Annotated in this window: 14 protein-coding genes and 1 pseudogene; 10 read left to right on the forward strand and 5 right to left on the reverse strand. The window is 65.9% G+C overall.

Annotated elements, in window-relative coordinates; translation table 11 throughout:
- Positions 1 to 87: 87 nt before the first annotated feature.
- Positions 88 to 2,211 carry an alpha-amylase gene (locus R2B70_RS14540; protein ID WP_318161842.1) on the forward strand — a complete coding sequence of 708 codons (2,124 nt, stop codon included), beginning with the start codon at positions 88 to 90 and terminating at the stop codon, positions 2,209 to 2,211.
- 61 nt (positions 2,212 to 2,272) lie between these two features.
- Here the strand turns inward: R2B70_RS14540 and R2B70_RS14545 are convergent, their stop codons facing one another.
- The gene (locus R2B70_RS14545) at positions 2,273 to 2,899 is read right to left on the reverse strand and encodes a glutathione S-transferase N-terminal domain-containing protein (protein WP_318161843.1); all 627 of its coding nucleotides are present in this window, start codon (positions 2,897 to 2,899) and stop codon (positions 2,273 to 2,275) included.
- 158 nt (positions 2,900 to 3,057) lie between these two features.
- On the opposite strand from R2B70_RS14545, the gene R2B70_RS14550 reads away from it, so the two are divergent.
- From R2B70_RS14550 to R2B70_RS14575, 5 genes and pseudogenes are all read left to right on the forward strand, one after another.
- Positions 3,058 to 3,702, forward strand: coding sequence for a response regulator transcription factor (locus tag R2B70_RS14550; protein ID WP_318161844.1), 645 nt, complete (start codon positions 3,058 to 3,060; stop codon positions 3,700 to 3,702).
- Positions 3,703 to 3,822: 120 nt separating this feature from the next.
- A pseudogene (locus tag R2B70_RS14560) lies at positions 3,823 to 3,926 on the forward strand (LuxR C-terminal-related transcriptional regulator); the annotation flags it as partial.
- 93 nt (positions 3,927 to 4,019) lie between these two features.
- Complete coding sequence (locus R2B70_RS14565) at positions 4,020 to 4,601, forward strand: TetR/AcrR family transcriptional regulator (protein ID WP_042074255.1); 582 nt, start codon at positions 4,020 to 4,022, stop codon at positions 4,599 to 4,601.
- A 72-nt stretch (positions 4,602 to 4,673) separates the two neighbouring features.
- Positions 4,674 to 5,531 carry an alpha/beta hydrolase gene (locus R2B70_RS14570; protein ID WP_318161845.1) on the forward strand — a complete coding sequence of 286 codons (858 nt, stop codon included), beginning with the start codon at positions 4,674 to 4,676 and terminating at the stop codon, positions 5,529 to 5,531.
- A 171-nt stretch (positions 5,532 to 5,702) separates the two neighbouring features.
- Entirely contained in the window at positions 5,703 to 6,860 is a 1,158-nt protein-coding gene (locus tag R2B70_RS14575; RefSeq protein ID WP_318161846.1) for a patatin-like phospholipase family protein, read from the forward strand.
- Between the two features lie 2 nt (positions 6,861 to 6,862).
- Here the strand turns inward: R2B70_RS14575 and R2B70_RS14580 are convergent, their stop codons facing one another.
- On the reverse strand, positions 6,863 to 8,815 hold the full coding sequence (locus R2B70_RS14580; protein WP_042074250.1) for a monovalent cation:proton antiporter family protein: 1,953 nt from the start codon (positions 8,813 to 8,815) through the stop codon (positions 6,863 to 6,865).
- Positions 8,816 to 9,022: 207 nt separating this feature from the next.
- Here R2B70_RS14580 and R2B70_RS14585 point away from each other — a divergent pair, with 207 nt between their 5' ends.
- Positions 9,023 to 9,925, forward strand: a complete 903-nt coding sequence (locus R2B70_RS14585) for a GGDEF domain-containing protein (RefSeq protein ID WP_209793898.1) — start codon at positions 9,023 to 9,025, stop codon at positions 9,923 to 9,925.
- Between the two features lie 7 nt (positions 9,926 to 9,932).
- On the opposite strand, the gene tilS is transcribed toward R2B70_RS14585, so the two are convergent.
- Positions 9,933 to 11,267, reverse strand: a complete 1,335-nt coding sequence (gene tilS, locus R2B70_RS14590) for a tRNA lysidine(34) synthetase TilS (protein ID WP_318161847.1) — start codon at positions 11,265 to 11,267, stop codon at positions 9,933 to 9,935.
- 128 nt (positions 11,268 to 11,395) lie between these two features.
- Here tilS and R2B70_RS14595 point away from each other — a divergent pair, with 128 nt between their 5' ends.
- Complete coding sequence (locus R2B70_RS14595; RefSeq protein ID WP_318161848.1) at positions 11,396 to 13,426, forward strand: M13 family metallopeptidase; 2,031 nt, start codon at positions 11,396 to 11,398, stop codon at positions 13,424 to 13,426.
- 113 nt (positions 13,427 to 13,539) lie between these two features.
- Complete coding sequence (locus R2B70_RS14600; protein ID WP_042074687.1) at positions 13,540 to 13,977, forward strand: PliI family lysozyme inhibitor of I-type lysozyme; 438 nt, start codon at positions 13,540 to 13,542, stop codon at positions 13,975 to 13,977.
- Between the two features lie 60 nt (positions 13,978 to 14,037).
- On the opposite strand, the gene yjeH is transcribed toward R2B70_RS14600, so the two are convergent.
- Together yjeH and R2B70_RS14610 are read right to left on the reverse strand one after the other, a co-directional pair.
- Positions 14,038 to 15,318 (reverse strand): L-methionine/branched-chain amino acid transporter, encoded by a 1,281-nt coding sequence (gene yjeH / locus R2B70_RS14605; RefSeq protein ID WP_318161849.1) that lies wholly within the window; start codon positions 15,316 to 15,318, stop codon positions 14,038 to 14,040.
- Between the two features lie 128 nt (positions 15,319 to 15,446).
- Positions 15,447 to 16,739, reverse strand: coding sequence for an HAAAP family serine/threonine permease (locus R2B70_RS14610; protein WP_042074690.1), 1,293 nt, complete (start codon positions 16,737 to 16,739; stop codon positions 15,447 to 15,449).
- Positions 16,740 to 17,239: 500 nt separating this feature from the next.
- Here R2B70_RS14610 and R2B70_RS14615 point away from each other — a divergent pair, with 500 nt between their 5' ends.
- Complete coding sequence (locus R2B70_RS14615) at positions 17,240 to 18,145, forward strand: LysR family transcriptional regulator (RefSeq protein WP_318161850.1); 906 nt, start codon at positions 17,240 to 17,242, stop codon at positions 18,143 to 18,145.
- Positions 18,146 to 18,164: the final 19 nt, after the last annotated feature.

The raw sequence follows: 18,164 nt of genomic DNA on the forward strand, positions 1-18,164 counted from the left end.
AAATCGGCATTTTGCCGGTCCAAGCCCGGCATCATGGCCCCTAGAATGAGTGCCTCAACGGACCCCACTCAGCTCAAGGAATGGCCTATGCGCTCCTCGTCTCGTCTCGATCTCCGTCCATCAGCCCTGTGGCTCGCCGTGCTGGCCACGCCACTGTTCGCCGGCCAGGCGCTGGCCGCCCCCGAGGTCTATCTCCATGTGGATGGCAAACCGGTGGCCGAGGCGCTGGCGCTGGACAAGGGCACCGTCACCCTGACCCACAGGCTGGACAAGGGCAGCCACCAGATCCGCATCAGCGATGCCGGCAACAGCTGCGGCACCAGCTTCGGGCCGACCGAGGCCAAGCCGCTCCCCTTCGGCACCGCCCAGCCCATGGACAAGTGCAGCAAGGGGGCGAGCTTCAATCTGAGGGTGATGCTGGCGGGGGACTACGAGTTCACCTTCAACCCGGACACCCCCAGCCTCAAGGTGCTGCGGGCGACCAAAAAGAGCGAGTTCAAACGCCAGCCCCCGACAGAGCCCTGCATCAGCTGGGATGGCGGCCCGGTGACGACCTCACTCAAGGGGGTCTGGCCAGACGGCACCCGGCTGCGGGACGCCTACTCCGGCCATGAAGGGGTGGTCAAGGGGGGCAAGCTGACCCTGACGCCGAGCAAGGAGAGCGGCGGCCTGCTGCTGATCGAGCCGGTCAAGGCCGCCAAGGCCGAGCCCTTCAGCTGGGATCAGGCGAGCGTCTATTTCCTCCTGACCGACCGCTTCCACAACGGCGATCCGAGCAACGATCACAGCTTCGGCCGCCAGAAGGATGGCCAGGACGAAGTCGCCACCTGGCATGGCGGCGACTTCAAGGGGCTGACCGAGAAGCTCGACTACATCAAGCAGCTCGGCATCAACGCCATCTGGATCACCCCCATGGTGGAGCAGGTCCACGGTTTCATCGGCGGTGGCGAGCAGGGCAACTTCCCCTTCTATGCCTACCACGGCTACTGGGCGCTGGACTTCACCAGGATTGATCCCAACTACGGCGACGAGGAGAGCCTGAAGACCCTGGTGGACGAGGCCCACAAGCGCGGCATGCGGATCATCCTGGACGTGGTGATGAACCACGCGGGCTACGCCACCCTGGCGGATCTGCAGGATCTGGGGCTCTCCGATCTCACCCAGAACACCGGCAAGCTGCCGACCCGCTGGAACGAATGGCGCCCGAGCGGCGGCCTCAACTGGCATGGCTACAACCAGTTTATCGACTACCAGTCCAGCGAGTGGAGCAAGTGGTGGGGGCCCGACTGGGTTCGGGCCGGTCTGCCCGGCTATCCCCAGCCCGGCACCGACGACGTCACCGGCTCGGTGGCCGGACTGCCGGACTTCCTGACCGAATCCACCAAACCGGTGGGCCTGCCGCCGCTGCTGGCCGCGAAAAAAGACACCAGGGCCAAGGCCCTGCCCGACGCCACCGTGAGCGACTATCTCATCGCCTGGCACACCGACTGGGTGCGTCGCTTTGGTATCGACGGCTTCCGGGCCGACACCGTCAAGCACCTGGAGCCCGCCGTCTGGGCCAAGCTCAAGGAGGCGGGGACGACGGCGCTCAAGGAGTGGAAGGCTGCCAACCCGACCAAGAAGCTCGACGACCTCCCCTTCTACATGGTGGGCGAGGTGTGGGATCACGGGGTCGCCAAGGATTTCTGGTACCAGAACGGCTTCGATTCCCTGATCAACTTCGACTATCAGCGTGAATTCGCCCTGCCCCAGGCCCAGTGCATGGCGGGGGCCGAACCCACCTATGCCGGCTACGCCAGCCGCATCAACCAGGATCCCGAGTTCAACGTGCTGAGCTACATCAGCTCCCACGACACCAAGCTCTTCTTCGGCGACTACCAGGACGTGGCGCTGCAGCGCCGGGTCGCGAGCAGCTTCATGATGCTGCCAGGTGGCATCCAGATCTACTACGGGGACGAGTCGGGACGCGGGCTCGCCAAGGATGGCGGCGTGTTCGATCAGAGCGTGCGCTCGGACATGAACTGGCAGGAGCTGGGGAGCGGCGAGAAGGCCGAGCTGGTCAAACACTGGCAACGGCTAGGCCAGTTCCGCGCCGCCCATCCGGCCATTGCGGCGGGCAGCCACAAGAAGCTGTCCGATGCCCCCTACGGCTTCGTGCGGGAGAAGGGGGAAGACAAGGTGGTGGTGGTCTTCGCCGGCCGACAGCAATAACGGCAGATCAAGCGAACAGAGGGGAGCCCATGGCTCCCCTCTGTCGTCTTGCCACTCAGAGTCAATCGGGTTGGCGGGCCACCACCGGCCACTGCAGGCGCGCCCTGAGCAGGGTCTGCTGCCACAGGGGCCAGGCCAGCAGGGCCTGCTGATAGGCGCCGGCCTGAGCGGGCAGCAGGATGCCGTAGCTCGCCAGCCGATAGGCCATCACCGCATAGAAGGCGTCCAGAATGCCCGCCTCGTCGAAGTAGAAGGGCCCCCGCGCCTGGGACCAGAGGGTCTGCAACCGGGCCAGCTCGTCGATGACCTCCACCGGCGGCTCGCTCTGGGTCGGCGCGCCGAGGAAGAAGGGCAGCAGGGTGCGGATCTGGCGAAAACCGGCGTGCAGCTCGGCACACAGGCTGCGCGCCAACGCCCGCTCGGCCCGATCCGCCGGATAGAGGTGGCGCCCCGGGCACAGCTCGTGCAGGTACTCGGCGATGGCCAGGGAGTCGTGGATGCGCAGCTCACCGTCGTCGAGCCAGGGCACCAGGCCGGCCGGCGCCACCCGCTTGAGCCGCTGCAGCGACCTGGCATCCTCCAGATCGAACACCTGCTCCTGCCACTCCAGCCCGCTCATGGCGAGCACCAGCGTCGCCCTCATTGCCCAGGTGGAACCTGTGCCTACCGTCAATACCAGGGATCCCATCGATTGCCTCCTGCGTGGGTTGTTCACGACCATCCCATCTGCCCCAACGGCACGACATCCGACGGTCGCCTCACATTTGCGCACCCGCGGGTTTGACCCTCTTGGGGAGCGGTGCTAGTTTGATTTTTCAAAACAATCAGTTAGCAACAATGTGAGCAATGGACAGCCAATTTACCATCGTCATCGCAGATGACCACCCCCTGTTTCGGGGAGCCCTCTATCAAGCGGTGCACATGGCCATCGACGACGCCAGGCTGCTGGAAGCAGATTCCATCGACAGCCTGACCCACCTGCTCGCCGAGCACCCCGAAGTCGACCTGCTGCTGCTGGACCTCAAGATGCCCGGGGCCAATGGCTTCGAAGGGCTCGCCTATCTGCGCGGCCACCATCCGGATCTGCCCATCGTCGTGGTCTCGGCGTCGGAGGATGCCGCCATCATCCAGCAGGTGCTGCGGCTCGGGGCCCTGGGCTTCATCCCCAAGTCCGCCCCCATGAAGGAGCTGGTCAGCGCCCTCAATACGGTGATCGGGGGGGACAACTGGGTGCCGGAAGGGGTCTCCCTCCATTCCGAGCCCGTCGACGGCCCGGATTTCGCCAGCAAGCTGGCCAGCCTCACTCCCCAGCAGTACAAGGTGCTGATCATGCTGCGGGACGGCAGCCTCAACAAGCAGATCGCCTGGGAGCTCAACGTCTCCGAGGCCACCATCAAGGCCCATATCACCGCCATCTTCCGCAAACTTGGCGTCAAGAACCGTACCCAGGCGGTGATCGCCCTGCAGCAGATGGATATCAAGGACAGCTGACCAGCCCCTTGCCACCATCAGGGCCCATATCACTCCGCCTTCCGCAAACTCGGCGTCAAGAATCGCACCCAGGCGGTGATCGCCCTGCAGCAGATGGATATCAAGGACAGTTGAGCCCCTGCCACCATCAGGGCCCATATCACTCCACCTTCCGCAAACTTGGCGTCAAGAACCGCACCCAGGCGGTGATCGCCCTGCAGCAGATGGATATCAAGGACAGCTGACCAGCCCCTTGTCCACACCACTATGGTGGTTTGTGACTCGACAATTAGCACGGTCGTACTTTATGCTGGCCGCAGCCATCAGAGGAGACCAGGATGAGCAAGGGACGCCAGACCCGCGACACGATTTTGCAGACCGCCTTCGAGCAGGCGAGCCGGCAGGGGCTGGAGAGCCTCACCATAGGCTCGCTCGCCACGACCTGCGAGATGTCCAAGAGCGGTCTGTTCGCCCACTTCCAGTCCCGCGACAACCTGCAGATCGCCGTGCTCACCTACTCCGCCGAGGTGTTCCGGGAGCGGGTGATCCAGCCGGTGCGCCAGCAGCAGCACCAGACCCAGCAGGAAAAGCTGATCGCCCTGCTGCAGGCCTGGCTGGCCTGGAACCAGAGCTTCGCCGGCCGCTGCATGTTCCTCGATGCCTGGACCTCGGCCCAGGAGGGGGAGGTGCAGCAGGCGGCACGCCAGCTGGTGCGCTTCTGGCTCGACTACCTGGCCCGCCAGGTGGTGCAGGGACAGGCCAGGGGGGAGTGGCGCAGCGATCTCGATCCCTGGCGCGCCGTCTATCGGCTCTACGGCCTCTACCTCGGGGATCAGGTGTTCCACGCCCTGGCGCTCTGCGAGGATCCGGCCCGCCACTTCTGGCCGGAGGTGACCGCCCTGCTGGCCAGTTGGCGCTGAGCCGATCGGCCCTTCTTTTTAAAAACTCACAAAAAAGCACGATCGTTCGAACACACAAACCACAGGACCATCATGAGCAGCAAGATCTACTTCAACACCCGCCGCTTCAGCCCGAGCAAGTTGCTGCTGGGCCTCGGCACCCGGTTGCATCACGCGCTGGCCCCCGCTCACGCCAAACGCACCGCCAGCAAACTGCTGCTCACCCCGCAGCGGCTCACCCGGGAGGTCGCCACGCCAGCCGGCCTGGTGCAGCAGGCCATGCACACCGGCGAAGGCACTCTGATGAGCTACCGGCTCGGCCAGGGGCCGGTCTGGTTGCTGATGCACGGCTGGTCCGGCAGCGCCAGCCAGTTCTATCCGCTGATGAGCCATATCGCCGCCCAGGGCTTCACGGCGCTGGCCTATGATCACCCCGCCCATGGCCTGAGCGAGGGGAGCACGGGCCACCTGCCCCGCTTCGTGCGCGCCTTCGACGAGATCCTCGAACGGGTCGGTCCCGTCCAGGGGGTCATCACCCACAGCATGGGGGGTGCCGTCATCCTCAGCAGCCGTCACCCGGCCATGGATGCGCTGCCGCTGCTGCTCATCTCCCCCGTGCTCGACTACGTGCCCCAGCTCTACGGTATGGTGGCGCGCTCCGGCTACTCCATCCGGCTGTTCGATGCTGTGGTCAAGGAGATTGAACACGAATACCAGCACCCTCTCAGCACGGTCGACCCGCTGGGCCGGCTCGCCAGCCGGACGGGCGAGGCCATCATAGTGCACGACGAAGAGGACAGATTTGCTCCCCATGGCGACTCCCTGCGCGCGACCCAGGATGGCCGCACCCGGCTGGTGAGTACCCGGGGTCTCGGCCATGGCCGCATCCTGGCGAGCCCCCCCGTGTTCGCCGCCTTCGATCGGCTGAGCCAGACGCCCCCTCGGGCCTGAGCCCGGAAAACGGGTCGCAAAAAATGCGTGCGGGGCCCGTTTTTATCCGCGATACAACGTCTTATAGTTAAATTGCGCGGTGGCAACCCGCCCTGGCGATCACCATAAGGCGTCCCCTATGACCGACCTCCTTTTATCAGCCGTGACGCCATCACAACAAGGGACAGCAGCATGGCCAGACCCAATACAGCGCTTCTGTTGACCGGTGGCGGTGCCCGCGCCGCCTATCAGGTCGGCGTCCTCAAGGCGGTGGCCGAGCTCTACCCCCGCAACATCGGCATCCCCTTCCCCATTTTGTGCGGCACCTCGGCGGGGGCCCTCAACATCACGGCGCTGGCCTGCTACGCCTCCTGCTTCCACCTGGGGGTGCGCAAGCTGGAGTGGGTCTGGCGACGCTTCGAGACCCACCACATCTTCGACTTTCATCCCTGCCAGCTGCTATGGCGCACCCTCTATCAGGGGTCGGCCGGTCTCATCACGCCCCAGAGCAACCACGCCTTCCACCTGTTCGACAACGCCCCCCTGCGCCGCCTGCTGGACCAGCTCATCGACTATCACCGCATCGACGACAACATCCTCTACGGCAGCCTGGAGGCCATCGCCATCACGGCCTCCGACTACGACGACGGCCTCTCCACCACCTTCTTCCAGGGACGGGCCGAGCATCAGCCCTGGGAGCGGGCCAGGCGGCGCGGCCTGCGCACCCTGCTCACCTCGGATCACCTGCTGGCCTCGTCGGCGCTGCCCTTCGTCTTTCCCGCCACCCCCATAGGCGATCGCTTCTACGGGGACGGCTCCATCCACCAGCTGAGCCCGCTCAGCCCCGCCATCCACCTGGGGGCGGAGCGGATCCTGCTGGTCACCCTGGACTCCCCCCACCAGGGGAGCGCGGCCCCCCGCCAACGCCATCTGACCAGCTCCAACATCGCGAGCCACCTGCTCAACACCGTCTTCTCCGACACCCTGAACTCGGATCTGGAGCGGCTCGGGCGCATCAACCAGACCCTGTCGCTCATCCCGGCGCGGGAGCGCAGCCGTCTGAAGCTGCGCCAGGTGGAGACCTGCGTCATCCGGCCTAGCCAGGATCTCGACCTCATCGCCCTCGACTACCTGGCCAGACTGCCGACCCAGGTGCGCCGCCTGCTGCGGGTGCTCGGGGTGAACGGCGAGGAGAGCAGCAGCCTGGCCAGCTTCCTGATGTTTGATCCGGGTTACTGCCAGCGCCTGCTCAAGCTGGGGTATCAGGATGCGATGGCGCAGCGCCAGCGCATAGAGGCATTTCTGGACTTGCCTGGCCTAAGGGAGGAGCGCCTTCGCGAGGAGGCCTGAGCCTAGCGCCCCTCCAGCAGGCGCTGCTCCGCCTGCTCCATGGCGACGGCGGTGCCGAAGAGCACCAGGGTATCTCCCGCCGCCAGCCGCAGCTCCGCCCTCGGCTCCAGGCTGCGCTCCCCGCGCTGTACCGCCTTGATGCGCACCTCTCCCAGGGCGAGCTCCCGCACCCTGTGCCCCACCGCCCAGGCCTGATCGTGCAGCAGCACGGGGTGCAGCCGCTCCAGCAGCTGGTCCGTCTCCAGATTGCCGGCGCTCTGTCCCCCCCAGTAGAAGCCGTGCAGGAAGCGGTACTGGCTGCTGCGCTCGTGCTCCATGCGCCGGATCACCCGGCCGATGGGAACGTCGCAGTTGAGCAGCAGGTGGGAGACCAGCATCAGGGCCCCCTCCTGGGACTCGGGGATCACCTCGAAGGCGCCGGCCTGCTTGTAGTGCTCGAGGAAGCTGTCGTCCCGGGTGCGCACCAGCACCTTGAGCTCCCCCGCCAGCTCCCGGATCAGCGTCAGCATGGCGTCGACCCGCTTGATGTCGTCGAAGGTGATGATCACCAGCCTGGCCCGCAGCAGGCCGGCGGCCAGCAGGATGTCGCGGCGGCTGGCATCGCCGAACGCCACCTGCTCCCCCGCCAGCTTGGCCTCGCTCACCCGCTCGGGGTCGAGATCCAGCGCCAGAAAGGGGATCTCCTCGAGCTTGAGAAAGCGGGCGCAGGTCTGCCCGGCGCGGCCGAATCCGGCGATGATGACGTGCTGATGCTTGCCGAGGCCCGACTGGGCGACCTCGGCGCGGGAGAGCAGGGCGCTGTCGGTGAGGGAGCGGGCCAGTCCCAGGGCCCGCAACACCAGCCAGGGGGTGAGGGCGATGGAGATGACGCCGATGCCGATGAGCAGGGAGACCAGCCGGTGGTCGAGCAGGCCGTGGTGACTCGCCAGCGCCAGCAGCACGAAGCCGAACTCCCCCACCTGGCTCAGCATGATGCCGGCCGCCATGGCGTCGCGCTTGCGCTCCCCCATCAGCCGGCCCGCCAGCAGCACCAGCAGCGACTTGCACAGGATGAGGCCGGCCACGCACAGCAGCACCTGCCACCAGGCGCTCGCCACCAGGGCCCAGTCCATGGTCATGCCGATGGTGATGAAGAAGAGCCCCATCAGCACGTCCCGAAACGGCTTGATGTCCACCTCCAGCTGGTGGCGGTAGTGGGACTCCCCCAGCATCATGCCCGCCAGGAAGGCACCGAGGGCCATGGAGAGCCCCATCCACTGGGTGAGGGAGGCCGCCAGCAGGGCCACCAGCAGGGTGCAGAGCACGAACAGCTCGTCGGATCGCGCCCGCGCCACCTCGTGAAACACCATGGGCAGCAGCCACTTGCCCACCGCCAGCAGCACCGACAGGGCGAACAGCCCCTTGAGGGAGGCCCAGGCGACCTCCGCCAGCAGGGCGCTGCCCTGCACCTCGGGTTGGGCCAGGATGGGGATCATCACCAGCAGGGGCACCACGGCGAGATCCTGGAACAAGAGCACGCTCACCCCGAGCTGGGCCCGCCGGGTATGCAGTTGCTTGAGCTCGCCGAGCTGCTTGATCACCACGGCGGTGGAGGAGAGCGCCAGGGTGCCCGACACCACCAGCGCCTGGGAGAGGCTCAGCCCCCACCACCAGGCGAGCCAGAAAAACAGCAAGGAGGTGAGCAGCACCTGCAGGCCGCCGACCCCCAGCACCAGCTTGCGCATGGCGAGCAGGCGCGGCAGCGAGAACTCGAGGCCGAGGGAGAACATCAGGAAGACGATGCCAAGCTCCCCTATGGTCTGCATCATGGCCTGCCCCGTGACGATGGCCATCCCGTGGGGGCCGAGCAGCATGCCGACGAACAGATAGGCGAGGATCACCGGCTGGCCGAGGCGGCGAAAAATGGCCACCAGCAGGACGGCGAACAGCAGCAGGATCAACACATCGGCGTACACGCACTCCTCCCCTTTCCTCTTCGTGGCCTGCCAACTCGCCGCTGCGGTGCCCTGCCAGGCCGGCCCGGGAAGGGGCTAGGCTCCCCTTTTTCCCTCCCGTTTCATCCCGTTAAGCCTAGCCAGCCCCTTTGTTTTTCATCGGACATATTTTGGGCACAAGGATTGCAAGAACCCACGCAATGAGTGGAGAGGTGTAAGGGCTGTAACGTGGAAAACACATCGTCATTGAACGGCTTCGGACATGGCATAGAGCAGTGGGTGCAGCAGATGGAGCGCCTTGCGCCCCTGAGCGGGCAGGACCGTTATCAGCAGCTGGAGCAGTTGCTGGGGCAGCGGGATCTTGACGCCCTGCTGGCAATCTTTGCCGAGCGGGTGGCAAAGATTGTCCGGATCCACGCCCTCCACTTCGACTGTGGCCAGCCCCACCCCCTCATCTCCCACCCGCCCCAGGCCAGGCAGGTGCTGCACGGTTATCGCTTCGAGCTGCGGGGCCAGCACGACCAGTTGCTCGGCCAGCTGCACTACGAGCTGGAGCAGCCCCTGGGCGACGGCCAGCGCCGGCTGCTGGAGCAGTACCATCAGCTGTTCAGCCTCCCCCTGCCCCTCTATCTGCGGCTGGATCGGCTGGAGCAGCAGGTGCGGCTCGACCACCTGACCGGGCTCGGCAATCGCGCCTACTTCGACGAGGCCATCGGCCGGGCGGTGGAGCAGCACAGCCGGGAGCCCCACGGCCTGGTACTGGTGCTGCTGGATCTCGATCGCTTCAAGCAGGTCAACGACACCTGGGGCCACCCTGTGGGGGATCTGGTGCTGAGCCGCTTCGCCCAGCTGCTGCAGGGCTGCATTCGCGGCACGGATCAGGCGTTTCGCCTCGGCGGGGACGAGTTTGCCCTGCTGCTGCAACCCGCCGACCCCGAGGCCTGGCGCCCGGTCTGGCTGCGGCTGCAACATGTGCTGCACAGCCACAAGGAGCTCAGCGCCTTCTCGGTGGGGTGCAGCCTGGGGGCCGCGAGCTGGCACTCGGGCATGGACGTGGAGCGGCTCTACGCAACGGCAGATGCCCACCTCTACGCCCGCAAGAAGGCCGGCGAAGCGGGCATCCCCGAATAGGGCGCCGTCAATCGGCATCCGGGGTGACGGCACGCCGCCACTCCCAGGCCATTCCCCCTTCGGGCGCCAGAAATCCGTCGCAGACGAAGAGCCCGGCCACCAGGGCCGCCTGCTCGCCGTAATGGAGGATGGGAATGCGTCCCCGCTGCCAGGAGGGCACCCCATGCTCCTGCAGCAGCTTCTTGAGCCGCCGGCTACCAACCCGTCCCACCGGCTTGAGCATGATACCGGGCGCCACCTGGAAGCGTACCGAGAGCGGTTCGTCCTCCCGCGGCGCCCTCAGCCCCTCGCCACCCGATGACCACAGCCTGAACTGCCCCAAGCCGTCCGGCAGGGTGAGCGCCTCCCCCACCCCGATGGGCAGCACCTCCTCGCGGGGCGCCAGACCCGGCGCCACCAGATACAGCCGTCCCTGAAAGCGGCGACACTCCAGTCCCTGCAGATTCAGCCTGGGGTTGGCGTCCTCGCGCGCCAGCGCCACCTCCTGCCACAGCAGGCCCAGCTGCGCCCGGGACGGCATCTCCCCCCCCTGGCGGCGGATCCAGTGGCGCAGCAGGTTGTTGCGCCGCACCTCGGACAACCCGTGCAGAGGCGCGATGCGCAGCGCCTCTCCCTCCCCGGCCCGTAGCCAGTCCGCTTCGGCCAGCTCGCCGATGAGCGCCTCCTGCTCGGCGCACAGGGCCATGCTGCGCGCCGCCGTCTGGGCCATGGCGGGCCAGCGCGCCTTGAGCTGGGGGATGAGCTGCTGGCGCAGGAAGTTGCGGTCATAGCTCGGGTCCTCGTTGCTCTCGTCCTCCACCCAGCCATAGGGCAGGGTAGCGGCCACGTCGGCCAGCTCGGCCCGGCTGATCTCCAGCAAGGGGCGCAGCAAGCGGCCGCCGGCAAAGGGCTGGTCTGGCACCATGCCCGCCAGCCCGCGCAGCCCGGCGCCACGTTTGAGCGCCAGCAGCAGGGTCTCCAGCTGATCGTCCTGATGATGGGCGGTGAGCAGCCACTCCCCCTCCCCCAGGTGGGCGGCGAGGCGCTGATAGCGGGCCTCCCGCGCCTGGGCCTCCAGGCTATCGCCGTTGCCCCGGGCGAGGCGCACCCGCTCCACCACGAGGGGCACCGCCAGCTGCCGGCATACCCCCTCGCAATGGGCCACCCAGTCGTCGGCGTGGGGGCTCAGGCCGTGATGGACGTGCAGGGCGCGCAAGGCCAGGCCCTGTTCACGGGCAAAGCGGGCCGCCAGCACCAGCAGCACGGTGGAGTCGAGCCCGCCGCTGAAGGCCACCAGCAGGCCGCGGGAACCTTCCGGCGCGGGCAGAGTCTGACAAAAACAAGAATAAATACGAGAAATCATAGGCTTCCCCAATACGACCAGGGCGATCTTAGCAGAGTCGGGCTTATCAAGCGCTAACCCGGCTGCTAGAGTGAGACGCTCCCTGCGTGGGCAAGGAAGCCACCTAACCCGAATTGGAATACAACATAATGAACAACAAGAAAAACCTGCTGGCCGCCCTCGTCGGGCTGGCCCTGCTGGCCGGTTGCAGTCAGGCACCGGACGGCTCAGACAAGCACTCCGGCCTCGCGCTGGCCAACATGGACACCAGCGTCAAACCCGGCGACGACTTCTTCCGCTACGTGAACGGCCACTGGCTCGCCACCGCCAAGATCCCGGACGACAGGCCCGCCGACGGCGCCTTCTACCTGCTGCGGGACAAATCCCTGGCGGACGTGCGGGTGCTGGTGGAAGGACTGGACGGCAAGGCCGCCGCCGGCACCCCGGCCCAGCAGATCCACGACCTTTACCAGAGCTATCTGGATCAGACGACCCGCAACGCCAAGGGCACCACGCCCCTGCTACCGATGCTGAGCGAGATCGAGCAGATCCGGACCCCGAGTGATCTCGCCCGCGCCTTCGCCCAGAGCGGCCGCACCGGTGGCGGCGCCCCCTTCGGCTTCTGGATAGACGCGGACGCCAAGGCGCCGGACAGCTATGCGGTCTACCTCTACCAGGCCGGACTCAACCTGCCGGACAGGGACTATTACCTCAAGACGGATGCCGCCAGCCAGGCGCTGCTGCACAAGTACGAGCAGCACATCGCCGCCATGCTGGCCCGTTTCGGCGAGACAGACGCGGGGGCCAAGGCCAAGCGCATCCTGGCCCTCGAGACCCGGATCGCCCGGATCCAGTGGGACAACGTGGCCCTGCGGGACAGAGAGAAGAACTACAACAAGGGGCCGGTGAGCGAGCTGGGGCGCCTCGCCCCCGCCATCGACTGGGACGCCTATCTCGGCCAGGCCGGCCTCGCGGGCCAGAGCAGCCTCGTCATCGGCCAGCCGACCTACCTCTCGGCCCTGAACGAGCTGATGACGACGACCCCGGTCGGCGACTGGCAGGCCTACCTCAAGTGGCAGCTCATCACGGACTACGCCCCCTACCTCGACAGCCAGACCGATGCCCTGAACTTCGCCTTCTTCGGCACCGCCCTGAGCGGCACGCCCAAGCAGCGCGCCCCCTGGGAGCGGGCGCTCGGGGTGCTGGACAACAACCTGGGGGAGGCGGTGGGCAAGCTCTACGTGGAACGCTACTTCCCGCCAGAGGCCAAGGCCCGCATGGAGCAGCTGGTGGAGAACCTGCGCACCGCCTACGGCCAGAGCATTCAGGAGCTGGACTGGATGTCGCCGGCCACCAAAGCCCAAGCCCTCGAGAAGCTCGCCAAGTTCAGGCCCAAGATAGGCTACCCGGACAAGTGGAAGGACTACGGCGCCATCGCCATCCGTGCCGATGATCTGGTGGGCAACCTGCAACGGGCCCGCGCCTTCGAATACGCCGACAACCTGGCGCGCCTCGGCAAGCCGGTGGACAGGGACGAGTGGCACATGTCGCCCCAGACGGTGAACGCCTACTACAACCCGAGCAACAACGAGATCGTCTTCCCGGCTGCCATCTTGCAGCCCCCCTTCTTCGACATGACGGCGGATGACGCGGTCAACTACGGCGCCATCGGCGGGGTCATCGGCCACGAGATGGGCCACGGTTTTGATGATCAGGGGGCCAAATCCGACGGTGACGGCGTGATGCGCGACTGGTGGACGCCTCAGGATCTCAAGGAGTTTCGCTTCCGCACCAGCCGGCTGGTGGCCCAGTACAACCGCTTCGAGCCCATCAAGGGGCAGTATGTCAACGGCCAGTTCACCCTGGGGGAAAACATCGGCGATCTGGGCGGCCTCACCATAGCCCACAAGGCCTATCTGCTGTCGCTGGATGGCAAGGAGGCGCCGGTGCTGGACGGCTTCACCGGGGAGCAGCGCTTCTTCCTCGGCTGGGCCCAGGTGTGGAAGGGCATGTATCGCCCCGAGCTGATGCAGATGCTGCTCGCCTCGGATCCCCACTCCCCGCCCGAATACAGGGTCAACGGCGTGGTGCCGAACATCCCCGCCTTCTACGAGGCGTTCAAGATCCAGCCGGGTGACAAGCTCTATCTGGACCCGGCCAAACGGGTCAAGATATGGTGATCACAGGGCGCTCAGGGGTTGCCGACAGGCGGCCCCGGACCGCATTCCGATGTGGCGGGGGCCAGCCCCTGCCCGTCGACACAGCAAGACAAGCAGCAACAAGGGTCATCTCCATGAAAGCCTTATACCTTACTCTCGGTCTGCTCACCCTGCCCCTGGCCAGCCAGGCGGCAGACGGGTTCTTCCAGCAGCAGACCCTGCCGGCAGGCCAGGTCATCACCGTCAGCGAGGGGCGCGGCGAGCCCGCCTCCACCGGCAGCTACGACGTGCGCCTCTACTCGGGTGCCAACCCCCAGTTCCCGCTGGATCAGTTCATCGACGGCAAGGTGCTGCCGCGAGACGGCAGTGTCAAGGCGCTGAAACTGCTGGATCTCAACGGTGACAAGCAGCCCGAACTCATCGTCATCGTCGAGAGTGCCGGCAGCGGCAGCTACCTGAGCGCCGACGCCTTCACCATCCATCCCCAGGAGGGGCTGGAGAGCTTCAACCACGTGGAGGGGCTGGCCCCCGATGAAGATGTGATCCAGGCGCTCAAGGCCCCCCGCGACTGAACGCGCACCACAGCAAAGAGAACAAACCCCGCCATGCGGGGTTTGTTCTCTTTGGGGCCATCACTTGATGGCGCAGGGCGAATCGCTCCCCGGGGTACGGCGGCGCCGGCGCCGCCACAGGGAGAAAACGCCGTAGCCTGCGCTCAGCAGCACCGCATAGAGCACCTGGGAGGAGAGCGCCACCAGCACGGCGAGGCAGAGCAGGGCGCTCACCCCCGCCAGCCCCTTGCCCAGGCCGCCGAGCAGGCGCCAGCCTGCCGCCATGCAGAGCAGGTAGACCAGCACGAAGTTGCCGTTGGCGTAGCGGATGAGAGCGTCGAGCGGCAGCTTCAGCCAGAGGATCAGGGTGATGGAGACGAGGCAGATGGCGAGCACCCAGCACAGGGCATTGAGGGGGGCGCCGCGGGCCGAGAGCCGGGAGAGGGAGGCGGGCAGCTTGCCCTCCCGCGCCATGCTCCAGATAAGGCGCGCGAAGCCCTGCAGATAAATGTTGATGCTGGCGAAGCAGGAGAGGTAGCCGAGCACCGCCACCAGCCACTTGGCGGTGGGGCCGAACAAGAGCGAGAGCAGGGCCGGGATGGCGGTGGCGTTGGTCGCCTCGTCCCCGTAGAGGCCGTACTTCAGCACCACCAGGGAGTGGATCCAGTAGATGAGCCCGGCCAGCAGCACGCCGCCGAGCAGGGCGAGCGGGTAGTCCCGCTGCGGCCGCTTGAACTCCTCCCCCATGTGGGCGAAGGCCTCGAGCCCGACGAAACACCAGAACATCACCGCCAGCGCCGAGCCCATGGCGGGCCATTCGCTCGCCGCCGGCAACGGCTGGGCCGCGTCGCGCCAGCCGAGCTCCCCCTTGAACCAGATGAGCAGGGTCAGCCCCAGGATCGCCAGGGCGATCAACAGTTGCAGGTTGCCGGAGGAGCGCGCCCCCCGCAGCCCCAGCAGGAAGACCCCGAGCAGGGTGAGCAGCTGGATGGCCCAGAGGGTCCACTCCCCCATGTCGAACAGGGCGTGCCAGAAACCGGCGGCTATGGTGAGGGCGGCGGGCAGCCCCACCGGCAGCACCGCCAGAAACAGGAAGGCGGAGAAGCGCTCGGCGCCGTTGCCAAAGGCGAGCCCGATGAGGTGGGGCGCCCCGCCGGCGTGGGGATAGCGGCGCCCGAGCCGCGCGAAGGTGAAGGCGATGGGCAGCACCAGCGCGATGAGCAGCAGCCAGGCCCAGAGCGACGCCCCGCCCGCCAGCGATGCCGCCGTCGCCGGTACCACGAAGATCCCGGTACCGAGCAACGAGGTGGCGAGCAGCCCCATCCCCTGCCAGAGCCCGAGCTCCTTTTTCAACCCAGACATATCCTTTTGTCCTGTCTAGAAAAACATCCCGCCATGTTAGGCCGCTGCCGCGGCTTTGTTAAGCTTTCGCGCATATAAAAAGGCCGCCTCAATCGAGGCGGCCTTTTCACCGAGACTGACCGGAGTCGTCAGGCAATCAGCTTGTAGATGATGCCGGACATGGCGATGAGGCCGATGAGAGTCACGAAGCCGTTGCTCAGGTTGCCGGCGTATTTGCGCATGGCGGGCACCTTGGCGATGGCGTACATCGGCATCAGGAACAGCAGCATCGCGATGATGGGGCCGCCCAGGTCTTCGATCATGCCGAGGATGCTCGGGTTGATGGTGGCGATGGCCCAGGTGGTCAGGATCATGAAGATCGCGGTCACCTTGTTCAGCTGCTTGACGTCGACGTTCTTGCCCTTCTCGCGCAGGGACTTGGCCATCAGGCCGTTCATGCCCTCTTGCGCCCCCAGGTAGTGACCCAGGAAGGACTTGCTGATGGCGACCATGGCGATGAGCGGTGCCACGGTGGCGATCACCGGGTTGTCGAAGTGGTTGGCCAGGTAGGAGAGGATGGAGATGTTCTGCTCCTTGGCCGCCGCCAGGTCAGCCGGGGAGAGGCTCAGCACGCAGCTGAACACGAAGAACATCACTGTCATCACCATCATGACGTGGGCGCCCAGCAGGATGTTGCTGCACTTCTTCTCGGCGTTGGCGCCGTAGCGGCCTTTGTTGTCCACCGCGAAGGAGGAGATGATCGGGGAGTGGTTGAAGGAGAACACCATCACCGGAATGGCCAGCCACAGGGTCTTGATGAAGTCACCGTTGAAGGCGTCGGACAGCGCCGGGGCTTCGGTGATGATGGCGCCGTTCCAGTGCGGGATCAGGTAGACCGCCAGGCCCATCAGGGTGATCACGAAGGGGAAGACCAGCACGCTCATCGCCTTGACGATGACCTGGCCGCCGAGGCGAACGATCGCCATCAGACCCAGGATCAGCACCAGGGAGAGGATGGCACGGGGGGGCGCAGTCATGCCCAGCTGGTGCACCATCAGGCTCTCGACCGTGTTGGTGATGGCCACGGAGTACATCAGCAGGATGGGGTAGATGGCGAAGAAGTAGAGCAGGGTGATGAACTTGCCCGCGGTCTTGCCGAAGTGCTCCTCCACTACCTCGGTGATGTCGCCGTCACGGGTGGCGCCGGACAGCACGAAGCGGGTCAGGCCACGGTGGGCGAAGAAGGTCAGCGGCAGGGCCAGGATCAGCATGGCCACCAGCGGCCACAGACCACCGACGCCTGCGTTGATCGGCAGGAAGAGGACACCGGCACCGATGGCGGTACCGTACAGACCCAGCATCCAGACCACGTCGGCCTTGTTGATGCCACGGGAGGAGGCGTTGCTTAAGCTGCCTTCAACTGCAATGTTCATGTCAGACATAGGGGTAATCCTGTCATCAAGGAAAGTGGAATCTCGTTGCTTATTTGGCCACCTGGCCGGTTCCGCATCCCTGGAACTGCTGCTGTTCATCCCTGCTCTTGTGTTCTCACGCCAGGGCAACCGGGCCATCACGTCCCGCGACAACCGAATTGCAACATACTGCGGCATGAAATCCTGAACCTGATGGCGGCGCCCTCTGTCGTTAACAAACTGACAACGACCGCCTCATCCGATGCGCTGACTCTAATTAAATGACCCAATTAATCACAGTGTTTTTTTGAATTAATCAACCAAAGTTTGACTCTGGTCGCCTTTCGATCGTGTCAGCTCACATTTTTAGCGCCGGATTGTTAGTATTTTTTAACAATTCAAATTTGTTTCAATAGATTCCAATACTTACCGCGATCACAAGTTCGCTACAAGGCCCGGCTCCGGGGTCGATTGTCTGGGTCGGCGCCTTGGCGTACCCTTGTGACTCGCCCTCTTCCTGCCGAGCCATGATGACCATCACCCGCACCGATCTCGCCGAACTGGCGGTGTTTGCCGCCGTCGCCCGCCACCAGAGTTTCAGCAAGGCCGCCCTCGAGCTAGGAGTCTCGGCCTCGGCGCTCAGCCACAGCCTGAAGGGGCTGGAGAACCGGTTGGGGGTGCGGCTGCTCAACCGCAGCACCCGGGCCGTGGTGGCCACCGATGCGGGCCAGCGGCTGCTGGCCCAGTTGCTGCCCACCCTGACCCAGCTGGAGGGGGCGCTGGAGGAGCTGACCCGCCACGGCGACGAACCGGTCGGCCGCCTCAAGATCTGCGGACCCAGGGCCGCCATCCAGGAGCTGCTGGCCCCGGTACTGATCGACTATCTGGTGCGCTACCCGCGCATGCAGGTGGAGGTGGTGGAGCTGGAGCTGATGCCGCGCCTCATCGAGGATGGATTCGACGCCGCCCTCTTCTACGGGGATCTGCTGCCCAAGGAGATGATCGCCGTGCCCCTCGGGGCCCAGCAGCGCTACCTGGTGGTGGGCGCCCCCGCCTATCTGGCGGCCAGGGGCATCCCCCGGCACCCGAGCGAGCTGAGCCAGCACGACTGCATCGGCTATCGCCTCACCCCGCACCACCACTATCGCTGGGCCTTCGCCGCCGACGACAAGTTGCTGGAGATAGAGGTGAGCGGCCCGCTCACCACCAGCACCCCGGCGCTCTACCTGGGGGCGGCCGAGGCGGGGCTGGGGCTGGCCTACTGCCAGGAGGAGGAGGTGAGGGAGGCGCTGGCCGCGGGGCGGCTGGTGAGCGTGCTGGACGACTGGAGCCCCAGCTTCGCCGGCTTCAACCTCTTCTATCCCGGCCGCCACCAGCTGGGCAGCGGCCTGCGCGCCCTGATCGACATGCTGAAGGCCCACCATCGGACGGACTGATTACTGAAAAATACTCAGC

Source organism: Aeromonas sp. XH, from assembly GCF_033348475.1.
GTDB classification, from domain to species: Bacteria; Pseudomonadota; Gammaproteobacteria; order Enterobacterales; family Aeromonadaceae; genus Aeromonas; species Aeromonas sanarellii.